14 protein-coding genes are annotated in these 16,423 nt (G+C 40.2%); all 14 read left to right on the forward strand.

What is annotated here, in order from left to right:
• The first annotated feature begins 2 nt into the window (after positions 1-2).
• The 14 genes from kamB (at position 3) to I0Q91_RS13865 (ending at position 16,176) form a co-directional block, all read left to right on the forward strand.
• Complete coding sequence (kamB, locus tag I0Q91_RS13800) at positions 3-1,142, forward strand: lysine 5,6-aminomutase reactivase subunit KamB (RefSeq protein ID WP_270455247.1); 1,140 nt, start codon at positions 3-5, stop codon at positions 1,140-1,142.
• Between the two features lie 37 nt (positions 1,143-1,179).
• Complete coding sequence (gene kamD / locus I0Q91_RS13805) at positions 1,180-2,751, forward strand: lysine 5,6-aminomutase subunit alpha (protein WP_270455248.1); 1,572 nt, start codon at positions 1,180-1,182, stop codon at positions 2,749-2,751.
• Positions 2,744-3,499: a lysine 5,6-aminomutase subunit beta gene (gene kamE / locus I0Q91_RS13810; RefSeq protein WP_270455249.1), complete on the forward strand. Its 756-nt coding sequence runs from the start codon at positions 2,744-2,746 to the stop codon at positions 3,497-3,499. The genes kamD and kamE overlap by 8 nt, the downstream gene beginning before the upstream one ends.
• A gap of 2 nt (positions 3,500-3,501) precedes the next feature.
• Positions 3,502-3,891 carry a 3-aminobutyryl-CoA ammonia lyase gene (gene kal, locus I0Q91_RS13815; protein ID WP_270455250.1) on the forward strand — a complete coding sequence of 130 codons (390 nt, stop codon included), beginning with the start codon at positions 3,502-3,504 and terminating at the stop codon, positions 3,889-3,891.
• 3 nt (positions 3,892-3,894) lie between these two features.
• Positions 3,895-4,710 carry a 3-keto-5-aminohexanoate cleavage enzyme gene (gene kce / locus I0Q91_RS13820; RefSeq protein WP_270455251.1) on the forward strand — a complete coding sequence of 272 codons (816 nt, stop codon included), beginning with the start codon at positions 3,895-3,897 and terminating at the stop codon, positions 4,708-4,710.
• Between the two features lie 20 nt (positions 4,711-4,730).
• Complete coding sequence (kdd, locus tag I0Q91_RS13825; protein WP_270455252.1) at positions 4,731-5,768, forward strand: L-erythro-3,5-diaminohexanoate dehydrogenase; 1,038 nt, start codon at positions 4,731-4,733, stop codon at positions 5,766-5,768.
• A 20-nt stretch (positions 5,769-5,788) separates the two neighbouring features.
• Positions 5,789-6,631: a 3-hydroxybutyryl-CoA dehydrogenase gene (locus I0Q91_RS13830; protein ID WP_270455253.1), complete on the forward strand. Its 843-nt coding sequence runs from the start codon at positions 5,789-5,791 to the stop codon at positions 6,629-6,631.
• A gap of 27 nt (positions 6,632-6,658) precedes the next feature.
• Positions 6,659-7,306: a 3-oxoacid CoA-transferase subunit A gene (locus I0Q91_RS13835; RefSeq protein ID WP_270455254.1), complete on the forward strand. Its 648-nt coding sequence runs from the start codon at positions 6,659-6,661 to the stop codon at positions 7,304-7,306.
• A gap of 24 nt (positions 7,307-7,330) precedes the next feature.
• Positions 7,331-8,512 carry an acetyl-CoA C-acetyltransferase gene (locus tag I0Q91_RS13840; RefSeq protein WP_270455255.1) on the forward strand — a complete coding sequence of 394 codons (1,182 nt, stop codon included), beginning with the start codon at positions 7,331-7,333 and terminating at the stop codon, positions 8,510-8,512.
• 15 nt (positions 8,513-8,527) lie between these two features.
• Positions 8,528-9,181, forward strand: a complete 654-nt coding sequence (locus I0Q91_RS13845; RefSeq protein WP_270455256.1) for a 3-oxoacid CoA-transferase subunit B — start codon at positions 8,528-8,530, stop codon at positions 9,179-9,181.
• Between the two features lie 289 nt (positions 9,182-9,470).
• Positions 9,471-11,072: an ABC transporter substrate-binding protein gene (locus I0Q91_RS13850; RefSeq protein ID WP_270455257.1), complete on the forward strand. Its 1,602-nt coding sequence runs from the start codon at positions 9,471-9,473 to the stop codon at positions 11,070-11,072.
• 91 nt (positions 11,073-11,163) lie between these two features.
• Positions 11,164-12,153, forward strand: coding sequence for an ABC transporter permease (locus I0Q91_RS13855; protein WP_270455259.1), 990 nt, complete (start codon positions 11,164-11,166; stop codon positions 12,151-12,153).
• Entirely contained in the window at positions 12,153-13,964 is a 1,812-nt protein-coding gene (locus I0Q91_RS13860) for an ABC transporter permease subunit (RefSeq protein ID WP_270455260.1), read from the forward strand. The genes I0Q91_RS13855 and I0Q91_RS13860 overlap by 1 nt, the downstream gene beginning before the upstream one ends.
• Complete coding sequence (locus I0Q91_RS13865) at positions 13,906-16,176, forward strand: dipeptide ABC transporter ATP-binding protein (RefSeq protein WP_270455261.1); 2,271 nt, start codon at positions 13,906-13,908, stop codon at positions 16,174-16,176. The genes I0Q91_RS13860 and I0Q91_RS13865 overlap by 59 nt, the downstream gene beginning before the upstream one ends.
• Positions 16,177-16,423 lie beyond the last annotated feature (247 nt).

A 16,423-nucleotide genomic window follows, 5' to 3' on the forward strand; every position in this document is an offset into this window, starting at 1 on the left:
AAATGGCTGGAAAGTTAATAGATGAAATTTTAATAAAAAACAAAAATTCAGATATAAAAGTTATCTCATTAATTGGACTGGCAAAGAATGCCGGTAAAACAGTGGCCTTTAATCAGCTTGTATCAGAGTTAGCCCATGAAGGCTATCAACTCGGACTGGTCTCATTTGGCAGGGATGGGGAAGAGATAGATGCAGTTACAAATAAAGAAAAACCAGGAATAACTATACCTTCCGGGACCTATTTTGTTACAGCAGAAAATGTTAAAGCAGATCTAAATACTGAGTTTCAGGTTTATAAAACAACTGATATTTCAACAACATTAGGCAGAGTTAATATCTATAAGAATACAGGTTTCTTTAATAAAGAGATAGAACTTGCAGGCGTCAATAGAATTAGTAATCTGGAAAAAATCAAAAAGTTCTTAGCTGAAAAGGTTGAATACCTGATTGTTGATGGAGCTTTGGATAGAAAAAGTTCATCTCTGCCAGGACTATCTGATAAAACAATACTGGCCACAGGGGCAGTTCTTGCTCCAGATATTGCTGGAGTTATAGATAAAACTTCACTGGCTGTTAAAAAGCTGCTTCTACCCAGGGTCCAATCTGATGAAGAAAGAGATATTTATCAAAAATTAATTAGTCAGCATCAGAGTAAGAATAAAGAATTACCAGGGGGCTGGCTGGTAGAAGTTGAAAGCAGAGATGGAGATAGTAACCCTGAAATTAAAAATCTCATTGAGCTAAAATCTAATAGTTCTTTAGGTATATCAAGAGAATTAGATAAGAAATTAAAAAAAATATCAACAGATCAAACTACTTCTAAAACCCTGGTTTTATCAGGGGCTTTAACCGATAGTCTCGGGCAGAAACTATCTGAAGATCATAGATGCAGAAACTTTAAAGTTGTTATTCAGGATGGTACTAGAGTATTTTTAAGGAAGAGATATTTAGGCTTACTTAAAAGGAATCAGGTTAAAATTGAAGTATTAAAAGAGATTAATCTGGCTGCAATCACAGTCAATCCACATAATCCAGAAGGAAGAGATCTGGATTCAAAAGAAATAAGAGAAGAACTAAAAAGTTTATTTCCTGAAATACCTATATATGATGTAAAATCAACAGATTACTATAGCAAAAAATAGCAACTAGTCTATTTATTTTTGGGGGGGATTAATTAGTATGGCAAAATTAGATTTAGATCAGAATAAAGTTGAGCGCTGTCGCGCTGCTTCAGTCAGTATAGCTGATAGTGTTGATAATTACATAGAAGGATTAACAACAACTTCAGTTGAACGGACTATATTAAGATTGTATGGAATTGATGGGGTAGATTCTGAAGAGATACCGGTACCTAACCTTATTGTCGAGCAACTCGATAAAGCAGATTTATTAAAAACTGGCGCTGCAATCAGGCTTGGCCAGGCATTGCTTGAAAGCAAAATGAGTGTAGAGGACTTATCAGAAGCAGTAGCAGAAAATAAAGCTGATATTGTTAAGTTGGTCAATAACTCTAATCATAACATCAGTAAAGTTAAATCCTATATGAGAGAAATGGCCAGTGATAGGGCCAAAAAGATTAAAGCTACCAGAGAAAAGAGAGATGAATTACAGCAGGAATATCCACCAGGACCTAAGCCCTGGTTATACGTAATCGTGGCCACAGGTAATATTTATGAAGATGTTCAGCAGGCCAGAGCAGCAGCCAGGCAGGGAGCTGACATTGTTGCTGTTATAAGAAGTACAGCCCAGAGCCTTTTAGATTATGTCCCCTATGGACCAACGACAGAGGGTTTTGGCGGAACCTATGCAACCCAGGAAAACTTTAAGATAATGCGGGAAGCCCTTGACGAGGTAGGCCAGGAAGAAGGCCGTTATATCCAGCTTGTTAATTATTGCTCCGGGCTCTGTATGCCAGAGATAGCAGCCATGGGAGCCATTGAAAGGCTGGATATGATGTTAAATGATGCCATGTACGGAATCCTTTTTAGAGATATTAATATGAAGAGGACTTTTGTCGATCAATATTTTTCCAGGTTGATAAATGCCTACGCAGGCATTATTATTAATACAGGAGAAGATAATTATCTCACAACTGCAGATGCCTTAACTGAAGCCCATACAGTTGTGGCCTCTCAATTTATTAATGAGGAACTGGCCAGCAGAAGTCAGTTGCCACCTGAACTAATGGGTCTTGGCCATGCCTTTGAAATTGATCCAACAGTTGAAGATGGCTTCCTGCTAGAAATTGCCCAGGCTCAACTGGTAAGGCAGCTATTTCCTGAGGCACCATTAAAATATATGCCACCAACAAAATATATGACTGGCGATATCTTTAAAGGTCATCTCCAGGATGGCATGTTCAATCTAACATCAATTTTAACTGGCCAGGGTATTCAGCTATTAGGAATGCTAACCGAGGCAATCCATACTCCTTTCATGCAGGATCGGGCCCTCAGCCTTGATAATGCAAAGTATATCTTCAATAATGCCAGAAATCTTGGCGATGAGATCCAGTTTAAACCTGATGGTAAAATTCAAAAGCGGGCTGATCAGGTTCTCGATGAAACTGTTGAGATGCTTGAAGAGATAGCTGAAGAAGGCTTAATCTCAGCCCTTGAGTCAGGACTTTTTGCCGGAATTGAAAGGCCAAGAGATGGCGGCAAAGGCAAAGATGGTGTAATCAAAAAATCATCAGACTATTACAATCCCTTTGCTGAAATATTTAGAAAGGAGTTGATTGCCAGTGAGTAGAGACTTAACAGCTGTTAAACCATATGGCGATACAATGAACGATGGTAAAATTCAGTTAAGCTTTACATTGCCAGTTCCAGCAGGCCCTGAAGGAAAAGAAGCAGCTAGAAAAATGGCATCCCAGCTCAATCTAAAAGAAGTAGAAGTTGTTCATACCAGGGATCTTGGCGAAGATTTCTCATTTTATGTTGTCTATGGCCAGACCGACAAAACAGTTGATTATACTAAAATCAGAGTGGCCCGAGCAACAACATCAGTAATGGACTATTACGAGATAAATGATTATATAGAAGAACATATCGGCCGCCCCTTAAGAGTTGTTGGAGCCTGTACCGGCTCTGATGCCCATACAGTTGGCCTTGATGCAATCATGAACATGAAAGGTTACTCCGGAGAATACGGTCTTGAGCGGTATCCAATGTTTAAGACACTCAATCTTGGCAGTCAGGTTCCAAATGAAGAATTAATTCATAAAGCCCTGGAATTTGAAGCAGATGCTATTTTAGTATCCCAGGTTGTAACCCAGAAGGATATCCATGTTAAGAATCTAACTGAATTAGTAGAACTATTAGAGGCAGAGAGATTAAGAGATAAATTCACAATAGTTGTTGGTGGACCAAGAATCAGTCACGAGCTTGCACTTGAATTAGGATTCGATGCCGGGTTTGGAATTGGAACACTGCCACCGGAAGTAGCCTCATTTTTAGCAGAAAAATTAAGCTCTGAAATTAATAAGGAGGAGAATTAATCATGATTACAGCTAAAATCCGTCTCAGAATGAGTAATGCCGATGCCCACTATGCAGGTAATTTAGTTGATGGCGCAAAGATGTTAGAACTTTTTGGCGATGTAGCCACAGAATTATTAATAAGAAATGATGGAGATGAAGGACTCTTTGTCTCCTATGATAATGTCGAATTTACAGCCCCAGTTTATGCCGGTGATTATATTGAAGCCAGAGGGAAAATTGTAAAAGTCGGTAATTCTTCAAGAAAAATGGAATTTGAAGCCTACAAAGTTATTGCACCAGCTGAAGACGCAGAATTCGAATCAGCTGCCCAGGTCCTTGATGAACCGGTGCTTGTCTGCAGAGCAGAGGGAACCTGTGTCGTTCCAAAAGAAAGACAGCGGGAAGTGTAATCCATGGATAAACTAATTATAACAGCAGCAATCTGTGGAGCCGAGGTAACAAAGGAGGATAATCCCAACTTACCGATAACTCCAGAGGAGATAGCCCTTGAAGCCAGGAAAGCTGAAGAAGCTGGAGCAGCCATAATCCATCTCCATGTCAGAGATGAAGATGGTCAGCCAACCCAGAGCAAAGAGCGTTTTGCCGAGGTTATTGAAGCTATCGAATCTGAAGGTGTTACAGCAATTATTCAACCCTCAACAGGCGGGGCAGCAGGTATGAATTGGAAAGAAAGAATTCAACCAGTTTATTTAGAACCTGAGATGGCCACCTTAGATTGCGGAACAACTAATTTTGGTGATGAGATCTTTGTAAATGATCTTCCATTAATGCGGAATTTCGCAAGAGAGATGCGGGACCTTAATATACTGCCAGAGTTAGAATGTTTTGAACCAGGCCATATTTATAATGCCCTGCAATTAAAGAGAGAAGGTCTTCTTACTGGACATCTCCATTTTGATCTGGTTCTGGGAGTTCCAGGGGCAATGCCAGCCTCAATAAAAAATCTCCTATTTATGGTTGAACATCTACCTGAAGAGGCAACCTGGACAGTGGCAGGAATTGGCCGCCATGAGCTCAGTCTGGCCTGTCATGCCCTGGTAATGGGCGGTCATATCAGAGTCGGTTTTGAAGATAATATCTATTACAGTAAAGGCAGGCTGGCAGAAAGTAATGCCGAATTAGTAGAAAGAATCGTTAGAATGGCTAGAGAAGTTAACAGGGAAGTGGCAACCCCTGCTGAGGCCAGAGAAATCTTAAAGATTAAATAATTTAACTGGAGGGTCAGTAAATGAATAAGGGCAATAAATTTGGAATCCACAGAGTTATCAAACCGGTTGGAGCATTACCCCAGCCAGCAGAGAAAATTGATAATACAATGGAGATTTATGATAACGAAATATTAATTGATGTCGATACTTTAAATATAGATTCTGCAAGTTTTACTCAGATCAAGGAGGAAGCAGACGGGGATATCGAGAATATTAAAGGTAAGATGCTGGAGATAGTTAATAATCGCGGCAAACACCATAATCCTGTCACCGGTTCTGGCGGAATGCTAATAGGTAGAGTGGCTGAGATCGGGCCAAAACTTAAAGATAGAGATCTTCAAGTTGGCGATAAGATTGCAACACTGGTCTCTCTTTCATTAACTCCATTAAATATTGAAAGAATAAAAGAAGTCCGTTCAGCAGTTGATCAGGTAGATATTGAAGGCCAGGCAATTCTTTTTGAAAGTGGAATCTATGCAAAACTTCCAGAAGATATGTCAGAAACCCTTGCCCTGGCAGTACTTGATGTTGCCGGTGCAGCCGCCCAGACAGCCAGGCTTGTAAATTCTGGAGATAATGTCTTAATAATCGGAGCCGGCGGCAAATCAGGTATGCTCTGTCTCCATGAGGCCAAAAAGCGGGCTGGAGTCACTGGGAATGTAATCGCTTTAGATTATGGCTATGAAGCTATCTCAAGGATTAAAAAACTCGGTCTTGCAGATGAAATTATTCAGGCAGATGCAACAGACCCAACGGCAGTCTATAAAAGCGTCCAGGAAGCCACTGATGGCAATTTAGCTGATATTGTAATTAACTGTGTTAATATTCCAAATACAGAGATGGCTTCAATTCTTCCATGTAGAGATAGAGGCAAAATCTATTTCTTTAGCATGGCAACCAGCTTTACCGGGGCTGCTTTAGGGGCTGAAGGTGTTGGCAAAGACGTTGAGATGATTATAGGCAATGGTTATACCAGAGGTCATTCAGAAATTTCACTGGCAATTATGCAGGAGAATCAAAAACTTAGAGATATTTTTGAGAATCTATACACGGTCTAAAATTAAGGGGGAAGTAAAAAATGGAAAAGATAGGTGTAATCGGTGCAGGTACAATGGGTAGCGGGATTGCACAGATAGCTGCAACTGCAGGCTATCATGTTATTCTCCGTGATATCAATCAGGAAGTTTTAGAAAAGGGACTTGCTACAATCGAAAAAAACCTTGATCGTTCTATTAAAAAGGATAGATTGAATGAATCTGAGAAAGAAGATATTCTAGCTAGAATAGATACAGTAATTGAATATGGAAGTCTCTCAGAAGTTGACCTTGTCATTGAAGCGGCTCCAGAGGATTTAAGTCTAAAACAGGAGCTCTTTAAAAAGCTTGATAGTATCTGTAAGCCTGAAGCCATTCTGGCCACTAATACATCTGCTTTAAGTATTACAGAGCTGGCAACAGTAACTGAGCGGCCAGATAAAGTAATTGGTATTCATTTCTTTAATCCAGTACCTGTTATGGGTTTAGTCGAAATTATTAGAGCTCTTCCAACCTCAGATCAGACCTTTGATTTAGCAAGCGAGCTGGTAGAAGATTTAGGAAAATCACCAGTAGAAGTTGAAGAGGCCCCAGGCTTTGTCGTTAATAGGATCTTAGTTCCAATGATTAATGAGGCAGTCTTTATGCTCTCCGAGGGGGTAGCATCAGCTGAAGATATTGATACAGCAATGAAAAAAGGAGCCAATCATCCAATTGGACCTCTGGCTCTGGCTGATATGATTGGCCTTGATGTCTGTCTGGCAATTATGGATACCCTTGAAGAAGAATTTAAAGACTCTAAATATAGAGCAGCACCTCTCTTAAGGAAAAAAGTTAGAGGCGGAGAATTAGGCAGGAAAACAGGTAAAGGTTTCTATAAATATTAAGATCTCTAATAACTGGAGGTAGTTTAGATGGCCAAACTTGTAAATAAGGATAAGATTAAATCTCTATTTGCTGATGAACAGAGTTTGATGGTAGGAGGATTTATTGAATCAGGAGTTCCAGCAGAATTAATTAAAATTTTACTGGATAGTGGAGCCAGGGATCTAACTTTAATTGCCAATGATACCGGTTTTGATGATAAAACTTTCGGGCAATTAGTAGTTGAAAAGAGATTAAAAAAGGCGATAGTATCTCATATTGGCACTAACCGGGAGACTGGGAAGCAGATGAATGCCGGAGAACTGGAAGTCGAACTTACTCCCCAGGGAACATTAATTGAGCAGATCAGAGCCGGTGGAGCCGGGCTGGGTGGAATCTTAACTCAGACTGGAATCGGAACAACAGTCGCAGAGGATCAAAGAATAATTGAAGTTGATGGCGAAGATTATATCCTGGCCAGGCCCTTACAGGCTGATATAGCCCTGGTTAAAGCCTGGAAGGCAGATAAAAAAGGCAACCTGATTTATCGCTATGCAGCCAGAAACTTTAATCCAATAGTTGCAACAGCCGCTGATATTGTAATTGTTGAAGCTGACGAAATCCTGGAAGTTGGCGAGATAGATTCCAATCAAGTCATGACCCCTGGACTTTTTGTCGATTATATTCTAGAAAAATAAGAGTAACCTGAGGAGGTTATAATAATGGAGAAAGTTGTAATAGCAAGTGCCACCAGAACAGCAATTGGTAGCTTTGGTAAAAGTTTAAAGAAAGTCCCTGCTGTTGATTTAGGTGCAACTGTCATAAAAAGTGCTCTAGAAAGAGCAGGTATAGATAAAGAATTAGTCGATGAAGTCTTAATAGGTAATATCCTGCAGGCCGGCCAGGGTCAGAACCCAGCCCGTCAGGCAGCATTAAAAGCCGGTCTACCAGAAACAGTTCCAGCGACAACTATTAATAAAGTCTGTGGCTCAGGTTTAAAGACAGTCAATCTGGCTGCCCAGAGTATCATGCTTGGTGAGCATGATATTGTTGTAGCTGGCGGAATCGAAAATATGAGCAGATCTGGATATTATCTGCCAAATGCCCGCTGGGGCGAAAAGATGGGCCATGGAGAGATGATAGATTTAATGATCCATGATGGCCTCTGGGATGCCTTCAATGATTACCATATGGGGATCACAGCTGAAAATCTTGCAGAAAAATATGATATTACCAGGGAAGAGCAGGATGAATTTGCAGCAAAGAGTCAGAATAAAGCTGAAAAAGCCTGGGAAGAGGGCCGTTTTGAAGATGAAATAACTCCGGTTGAGATTCCACAGCGGAAAGGTGACCCTGAAATCTTCGATAAAGATGAATATTACCGTAAAGGTGTCACAGCTGAAGGCTTAGGTAAATTAAGGCCTGCTTTCAAAAGTGACGGAACTGTAACAGCCGGTAATGCTTCAGGTATTAACGATGGTGCAGCAGTCCTTGTTCTAATGAGTGAGAAAAGGGCCCAGGAACTAGGTATCAAGCCAATCGCAACCTTTGTTGCCCATGCTTCTGCAGCAGTAGATCCGGCCATAATGGGTATCGGTCCAGTTCCAGCAACCCAGCTGGCTTTAGACAGAGCCGGGCTCGATATTTCAGATATTGAACTGGTTGAGGCCAATGAAGCCTTTGCAGCCCAGTCCCTGGCAGTCTTAAAGGAATTAAACTTTGATCCAGAGATAGTTAATGTCAATGGTGGAGCAATCGCCCTTGGCCATCCAATTGGAGCCAGCGGCACAAGAATTTTAGTCACCCTTATCCATGAAATGATTAAAAGAGATAATCGTTACGGACTGGCAACTCTTTGCATTGGCGGCGGTCAGGGAATTACAACAATAGTTGAAAGGAATTAGACAGGAGGTATTTTAATGTCAGATATAAGAGAGAGAATTACCAGAAGAATTGCCCAGGAGCTTAAAGATGGCGAGGTCGTCAATCTGGGCATAGGTATGCCAACGATGGTAGCTGATTATATCTCTGATGATATAGATATAACCCTTCAGACAGAAAACGGCTTTGTTGGAGTCGGGCCAACTCCTCCAGAAGGCGAGGAAGATCCTGATATAGTCAACGCAGGTGGCCAGCCAGTTACAATTAAAGACGGAGGAGCCTGCTTTGATTCAGCCACATCCTTTACCATAATCAGAGGTGGCCATCTTGATACAACAGTTCTCGGAGCTCTTCAGGTAGATGAAAAAGGCAATCTGGCCAACTGGATGATCCCAGGTAAATTAGTTCCTGGAATGGGCGGTGCAATGGATCTGACAGTTGGAGCCAAACAGGTGATTGTCGCTACAACCCATACAACTAAAAAAGGCGATCCAAAGATCCTTAAAGAATGTGATCTGCCATTAACTGCAGCCGGTGAAGTCGATATGATTGTAACAGAACTGGCGGTCATAAAAATCACAGATAAAGGGCTTTTTTTAACAGAAATTGCTGAAGGTACTTCTGTCGAAGAAGTAAAAGCCAGAACTGGAGCAAAATTAAAGGTTAGCACAGATCTGAAAACCTTTAAATAAAGATAATATAATTAAGCAGCAAGCCTTACCTTTTTATTAGGTAGGGCTTTTTTTATTCACCTTTCATAGTATACCAACCCAGTACTAACCCAGTATCAACCCAGTCCTGATCCATCCCCCTTTTATCCTCTAATCTAAAGATATCCAGAATCAAGTCTGTCCAGCTCAAAACTAAACTATTCATCGAAATTTGTTTATATTTTCATAACTTTAATTGACTAAATTTAAAATATGTTATATAATTTAAGATAATTAAATATTTTAAATTTACATGAGGAGGAGATAGTAGATGAGAAGCAAGTATTTAGTTTATCTTTTAGTTCCGGTCCTGGTATTAGGATTGAGTATTGGGGTTATCGCAGAAAGGGTACCTGAACTAAATATCATGACGACAACAGAAGGTTATGATCCAGTCCGTTATGAAGCAGCCTTTTTGATTCAGGAGAACTTAGCAGAGCTTGGCATTGAAGTTTCAGTAGAGCCGACAGAGTTTAGTACATTAATTCAGAATTTTTATAATGAACAGGACTTTGAGATTGCCATAGCAGGTTGGTCAGGTAGAGTAGATAGACTTGATCCCCAGCATTTCTTAGGAACACTGGAATCAGGTCAGGCAGATCTTGGAGGCAATAACCCTGGTGGCTATGTTAATGAGCGTTATGATGAACTTTTTGCTCTCCAGGCCAAAGAATTTGACCAGGATCAGAGAAGAGAGTATGTGCTTGAGATGCAGGAGATAGCCATGGATGAACAGCCAGTCAATATTTTATTCTTCAGAGATGAAGTAGTTGCATATAACCACAATAACTTTGAAGGTTTTGTACCAATGGCTGGAGAGGCTATTTATAATGAATGGATTCCATTTGATGTAGATCCTCTAGGGGAAGATAGAATGTTAACTATCGGTACAACCCAGGAACCAGATAATATCAACCCATTAGATTCAACAACTGTCTGGGGATGGAAATTTATGAGAATGTATTATGACAAATTAATCAGGTTATCACCTGATATTGAGCCATTACCCTGGGCAGCAGAATCTGTTGACGCCATCGATGATAATACAATCGAAGTTGTCTTAAGAGAAGGTATGTTATTCCATGATGGCGAACCGGTAACAGTCGAAGATATTAAATTCACCTATGATTATTTCCGGGAACAGGACTTTGCCTATTTTAGACCGTTTTATCAGCCATTAGATGAAGTTACAATAGTCGATGATAATACTCTTCATTTTGTTCTAGAAGAGCCAACATCATTCTTTATAACAGTTACTTTAAGTCAGATTCCAATTCTTCCAAAGCATCTCTGGGAAGATATAGAAGCAGCAGATCAGCTCAATCCTGAAGATGTACCGACTGTAGGTAGTGGTCCATTAAAATTTGACACCTATGACAGAGGTGAATACAAGAGATTAGTCAAATTTGATGATTATTTTAAAGCCGATGACATCAATATAGATGGAGTAGATTTTAATATCTATGCTGACTCTGAAGGTGTCTATACAGCCCTGGCAACAGAAGAAATAGATATGACAGCCTGGAGACTGGAACCTGCTCAGATTGAACTTGCTGAACAGGAAGATCATCTGACAGTCGTTAGTGTACCAGACTTTGGCTATTACCATATGACTTATAATTTAAGAGTTCCTCCAATGGATGACGTTGAATTCAGAAGAGCCCTTGCCCATGCAGTACCCTATGAAACCTTCATAAACGTATTGCTTGATGGCCTTGGAGAAAGAGGAACCTCAATAATCGCACCTGTTAATGCATTCTGGCATAATCCAGATGTCCCTCTCTATGATTATGATCTAGATCTAGCCCGTGAAAGATTAGAAAATGCAGGTTACTGGTGGGATGATGACGGAAGATTGAATTTCCCTGAATAGACAATGAACTAATTGAATACAATAATAGGGAGGGGCTTCCCTCCCTATTTCCATTATAATTAATTATAAAATATGTAACGAGGTGAAACTGATGGGAAAAGGGCAATATATAGCAAAACGATTAATTCAGCTAGTTATTACTTTCCTGATTATTTTAACAATCCTGTTTTTCTTATTTAGACTGGCATTACCAGATCCAACAGCAGCATTAGTCATGGATGGCCTATCTGCTGAAGAACAGGCAATGGTTAGAGAAAGGTTCGGTCTTGATAGACCAATAGTTGAGCAGTATTTTATTTACTTAAGAAATTTTATGCGAGGAGAATTTGGACTTTCATTCCATTATAAATCTCCAGTCTTTCCTATTTTAATGGAAAAACTTTTTAATACGCTGGCCTTAATGTTACCGGCAATCTTTGTATCCTATTTAATTGGGCCACTGCTTGGAGTATTATTATCCTGGAAAAGAGGCAGCAATATTGAATTTACAGGGATTATAGGTGGATTAACCCTTCGCTCAGCTCCAGTTTTCTGGACAGGGATGATCTTTATTATGGTCTTTGGCATCTGGCTGGGGATTCTGCCTACCAGTGGCATGAGAACATTACCCTATGAAGCCAGCAGTAATTTAGATAAAATTTTAACCCTGGATTATTTAAGGCATCTAATCCTGCCGATGTTTACAATAGCAATTTATTATTTAGGCCTGCCGATGTTAATTATGAGAAATACAATGTTAGAGATTATGGGGGAAGATTTTATAGAACTATGTCAGGCCAAAGGTTTAAGCGAGAGAAAGATTATGTATAAACATGTTGCCAGGAACGCACTATTACCAGTCGTCACCCAGGCTGCTATTACAATTGGCCTGGCTGTTGGCGGTCAGGTTGTTGTTGAAGTTGTCTTCTCCTGGCCAGGTTTAGGCAGAGAGATGATTCAGGCAGTTAGAACCAGTGATTTCCCAATGGCCCAGAGTGCCTTTATGATGATGGCCGGACTTGTGCTGGTTATGAATACAGTGGCCGATTTACTTTATAGTTATTTAGATCCCCGGGTTGTCTTAAAAGGGGGAGATAAATAATGGCTAAAAACAAAAAAGGACTTAAAGAGCGACTTAAATATTTAAAACCAATGTTAATGAATATTATTGAACCCTTTAAAATTATTATAAAGGATCCCCTGGGCAGAATTGGGGCGGTAATCCTATCTATTATTGTATTGATAGCAATTTTTGCTCCAGTTTTAGCAACCCACAATCCAAATATAATGAATGAGAGAATTGAAGGCAGTGTCATTCCCTTTGATGAGGATGGCAACTGGAGTAATTACCAGATTATAGGAGAAAAACCTTTAAATGAAGTTGCTGTTGGATTAGAATATGAGTTAGCTGTTGCAGATGGAGGCTTTATCTATGAAAGAGAAATCGATGGAGACTGGATCGAATATGATTTAGGTCAGGACCTTGATTTCCTGGCAGCAGCAGTCTATCAGGATTTTAAATTAGTTGGCGGTGAAGCCGGCCTGATTTTATTTCAAAATGAAGATGGCAATTGGGAACAACTGGATACCCCGGTAGATACCAATATCAACGATATTTATCTCTTTTCAAGAGACTCAGCCTATGCAGTCGGAGATAATGGCACCTTTTTAAGCTGGAATGGCCAGGAATGGTCTCAGATTGACTCTGGTACTGAAAGAAACTTAAGAGAGATAAGCTTTATAAGTCCTGATGACGGTATAATAGTTGGTGACAGAGGAACTATCATTCATTATAGAGATGATCAATTAGAGGAGCCATCCTTTAGAGCCTTTACAGATGCAACCTTTAGAGATCTCCTGGCTGTATCCTATTATAATGAAAATCAGGCAATTGCAGTTGGCGAGCGAGCCACTATTATGGTATATGATGGAGAAGACTGGTATACCGATGATAGCGGAGCTTCAAGATCTTTAAATGGTGTTATCCATATCTCAGAAAATGAAGCCTACGCGATCGGTTTAAGAGGAACAATTTTAAAATATGATGGCGAAAACTGGGAAACAATTGATAGAATTACCAGACGTGATTATCGAGGCATTACTTTTGCAATGGATCGGGGCTATATCTATGGAGTTGAGCCCTATGTCAATGAGCTGGCACCGCCTTCTGGAGATCACCTCTTTGGCACCACCCATCTTGGCCGGGATATCTGGAGCCAGGTTATGTATGGAACCAGAACTGCTCTGATGGTTGGAATTATTGCTGCCCTGGTGGTTAACCTGATCGGGGCAACAGTCGGTCTGATAGCAGGATATTATCGAGGTAATATTGATAATGTTTTAATGAGAATTGTTGATATTATGTATGGCCTGCCTTTAGAGCCATTTGCAATAATTCTTGTTCTAATCTTTGAGCCAAGCCTCTGGATTATAATAATGGCCATCGGTCTTTTAACCTGGCGGACAAATGCAAGAATCATCCGCTCCCAGGTTTTATCATTAGTTGAGAGACCATTTATTAAGGCAGCCAGAGTAGCTGGAGCCAGTGATTTAAGAATAATGTTGATTCATATAACCCCAAATATTCTACCGCTGGCATTTTTACAGCTGGCAGTAGCAATGGGCTATGCAATTACAGCAGAAGCAACGCTTAGCTTCCTTGGTCTTGGGCCGCCACAGATATATAGCTGGGGAACAATTCTCCATTCAGCCCGTCTTTCAGGCGCCTGGAGAACTGCCTGGTGGTGGGTAATTCCACCTGGTCTATTTATATCTGTAACTGTTGTTTCAGTATTTTTAATATCAAGATCTCTGGAAGTTCTTACAAACCCAAGATTGAGAGGAGGTAGAGATAATGCTCCTGAACCTGAAGAACCTAAAAACCTATTACCGAATGAACAACCAAATAATTAAAGCAGTAGATGGAGTTTCATTTAAACTTAGATCAGGAGAAAATCTCGGCCTGGTCGGTGAAAGTGGCTGTGGCAAAACGACCACAGCCAAATCAATTAATCGGATCCTGCCATCAAATGGTGGCATAGTTGGTGGTGAAATCAACTTTCAGGGCAAAGATCTAGCAAAATTATCAGATGCCGAATTAAATAAAATCCGCTGGCAGGAGATAGCCATGGTGACCCAGAGTGCCATGAATGCCCTGAACCCAGTCTATAAAATTGGCGATCAGATGGTCGAGGCATTCCAGACCCATATTAAGATTAACAGAGAGGAAGCCCTTGATCGTTCAGCCCACCTCTTTTCCCTGGTTGGACTGGAAAAGAGCCGTTTAAAGGATTATCCCCATCAGCTTTCTGGTGGCATGAAACAGAGAGTTGTTATTGCCATGGCAATGGCACTGGATCCGCCATTAATTATTGCAGATGAACCGACAACTGCCCTGGATGTTGTTGTCCAGGATGGAATCTTAAAGCAGTTTGTTTATCTCCAGAATAAGATCGATTCATCAATAATTCTGGTAACCCATGATATTTCAGTGGTGGCTGAACTCTGCCAGCGAACAGCAGTTATGTATGCCGGTAGAATCATGGAACAGGGAACAACCAGAGAGATATTTAAGGAAGCCTATCATCCCTATACACTTGGGTTGATTAATGCCTTCCCGACACTGGAGGCAGCTAAAGATAATCTAATCTCAATTCCTGGTTCACCGCCAAATCTGGCCAGGGATCTAAATGGTTGTCGTTTTAAAGATCGGTGTCCATTTGCTACAGAATTATGTGAACAGGATCCGGAAATAACAGAAGTTGGCCCTGAACATTTAGTGGCCTGTCATTACCCGGAGAGGGTTGCAGAATTCAGAGAAAAAGCTGCATTACCTAAAACCTGGGATCAGGATCAGAGTCCAGTTGAAATAAAAAGTAGTGTTAAAGATAAAGATATTTTAGATGTTGATGGATTAAGAAAAGTCTTTAACTTAAAGGGAGAAGGCTTTCTTGGCCGGAAAAAAAGAAAACTTAAAGCAGTAGACGGAGTTAATTTTCAAGTTAAAGCAAAAGAAATTCTCGGGTTTGCCGGGGAGAGTGGCTCTGGAAAATCAACTTTAGGTGAATTAGTTGCCAGATTGCAAAAACCTACAGATGGTAGAATCTTATACCTGGGCCAGGATATCTCAGCTTTAAGAAAAAGAGAATTAAAATCATTCAGAGAAAAACTTCAGGTAGTCTTTCAGGATCCATATGAGACGTTAAATCCACGCTTTACTGTAATGCAGACAATCATGGAACCTTTAAAGATCCATAATATCGGTGATAATTTCTTTGAAAGGCTGGAAATGGTTAAATCTGCACTCCATAAAGCAGAGTTAAGGCCAGTCGATGACTTTATAGATCGCTTTCCCCATCAGCTTTCTGGTGGGCAGCGGCAGAGAGTTGCTCTGGCCAGGGCGATAGTCTTAGAGCCAGAATTTATTATTGCAGATGAACCTGTATCCATGCTTGATGTATCAGTAAGAGCCGGTATTTTAAATCTACTAAAAAGATTGAGAGATGATCTAGGAGCTTCAATTATTTATATCTCCCATGACCTGGCAACAATCAGGTATGTCTGTGACAGGACAGCTATCCTTTATCTAGGCAGGATTATGGAGATAGGTGAGACAGAGACAGTTATTAAAAATGCTGCCCATCCCTATACCAGGCTGCTCCTGGCAGCAGTTCCAATTCCAGATCCAGATCGGAATAGAGAGAGGGTGGATCCGAGAGGAGAGATACCGGATCCTATCGACTTACCGAATGGCTGCCGTTTCCATGGAAGATGTGTTGAAGCAACTCCAGAATGTGGCTTTGAAGGTAAAGATATAGAACAGGTGATAATTAAAGCCCAAAACCATCCAGACTATCCAGAGAAGTATAAAGAACTGGAGAGTATAAAAAATATGGAAACCAACGGTTATAATATAGAAATAACTCTAGCCCCTGAAAAAATTGAGAGAGATGGCTTCGAAAATCATCTAAAAAAACTGGCAGCAGATTGGAATAGTTCATTGCCAGAAGCTGTAACAGCCTGGGAATGGAACTCAAATAAACTAACTATTAAATTTGATTCCAAAAAAGAGCCAGAGCTAAGACCAGGACCGGATGGTCAGCAGGTAGCCTGTGTCTTATATTAAAAATAAATAAAGTCTAAATTATTGCACTGTCAGTGACTTATAGACAGTGCAATTTATATTTATACAGTTTTTTTATTAAAAAAGAAGGATTTTTCTAATTTATCTCTAATAATATAAATAACAACTCTAAACGTGATTACTTATAAATACTGATTATTTAGTAATCGCTATTATTTATTATTAATTTTTTGATAATTCTCAATAGTATTCAAGCTATCAGGCAAATTTAAAGGGGGGATTGCAGCGA

This window comes from Halonatronomonas betaini, from assembly GCF_015666175.1.
Classification (GTDB): domain Bacteria; phylum Bacillota; class Halanaerobiia; order Halanaerobiales; family Halarsenatibacteraceae; genus Halonatronomonas; species Halonatronomonas betaini.

Excerpts from the sequence above, each read along its gene's own strand:
- kamB (WP_270455247.1), top strand. The coding sequence starts at position 3 with ATGGCTGGAAAGTTAATAGATGAAATTTTAATAAAAAACAAAAATTCA.
- kamD (WP_270455248.1), top strand. The coding sequence starts at position 1,180 with ATGGCAAAATTAGATTTAGATCAGAATAAAGTTGAGCGCTGTCGCGCT.
- kal (WP_270455250.1), top strand. The coding sequence starts at position 3,502 with ATGATTACAGCTAAAATCCGTCTCAGAATGAGTAATGCCGATGCCCAC.
- kce (WP_270455251.1), top strand. The coding sequence starts at position 3,895 with ATGGATAAACTAATTATAACAGCAGCAATCTGTGGAGCCGAGGTAACA.
- kdd (WP_270455252.1), top strand. The coding sequence starts at position 4,731 with ATGAATAAGGGCAATAAATTTGGAATCCACAGAGTTATCAAACCGGTT.
- I0Q91_RS13830 (WP_270455253.1), top strand. The coding sequence starts at position 5,789 with ATGGAAAAGATAGGTGTAATCGGTGCAGGTACAATGGGTAGCGGGATT.
- I0Q91_RS13835 (WP_270455254.1), top strand. The coding sequence starts at position 6,659 with ATGGCCAAACTTGTAAATAAGGATAAGATTAAATCTCTATTTGCTGAT.
- I0Q91_RS13840 (WP_270455255.1), top strand. The coding sequence starts at position 7,331 with ATGGAGAAAGTTGTAATAGCAAGTGCCACCAGAACAGCAATTGGTAGC.
- I0Q91_RS13845 (WP_270455256.1), top strand. The coding sequence starts at position 8,528 with ATGTCAGATATAAGAGAGAGAATTACCAGAAGAATTGCCCAGGAGCTT.
- I0Q91_RS13850 (WP_270455257.1), top strand. The coding sequence starts at position 9,471 with ATGAGAAGCAAGTATTTAGTTTATCTTTTAGTTCCGGTCCTGGTATTA.
- I0Q91_RS13855 (WP_270455259.1), top strand. The coding sequence starts at position 11,164 with ATGGGAAAAGGGCAATATATAGCAAAACGATTAATTCAGCTAGTTATT.
- I0Q91_RS13860 (WP_270455260.1), top strand. The coding sequence starts at position 12,153 with ATGGCTAAAAACAAAAAAGGACTTAAAGAGCGACTTAAATATTTAAAA.
- I0Q91_RS13865 (WP_270455261.1), top strand. The coding sequence starts at position 13,906 with ATGCTCCTGAACCTGAAGAACCTAAAAACCTATTACCGAATGAACAAC.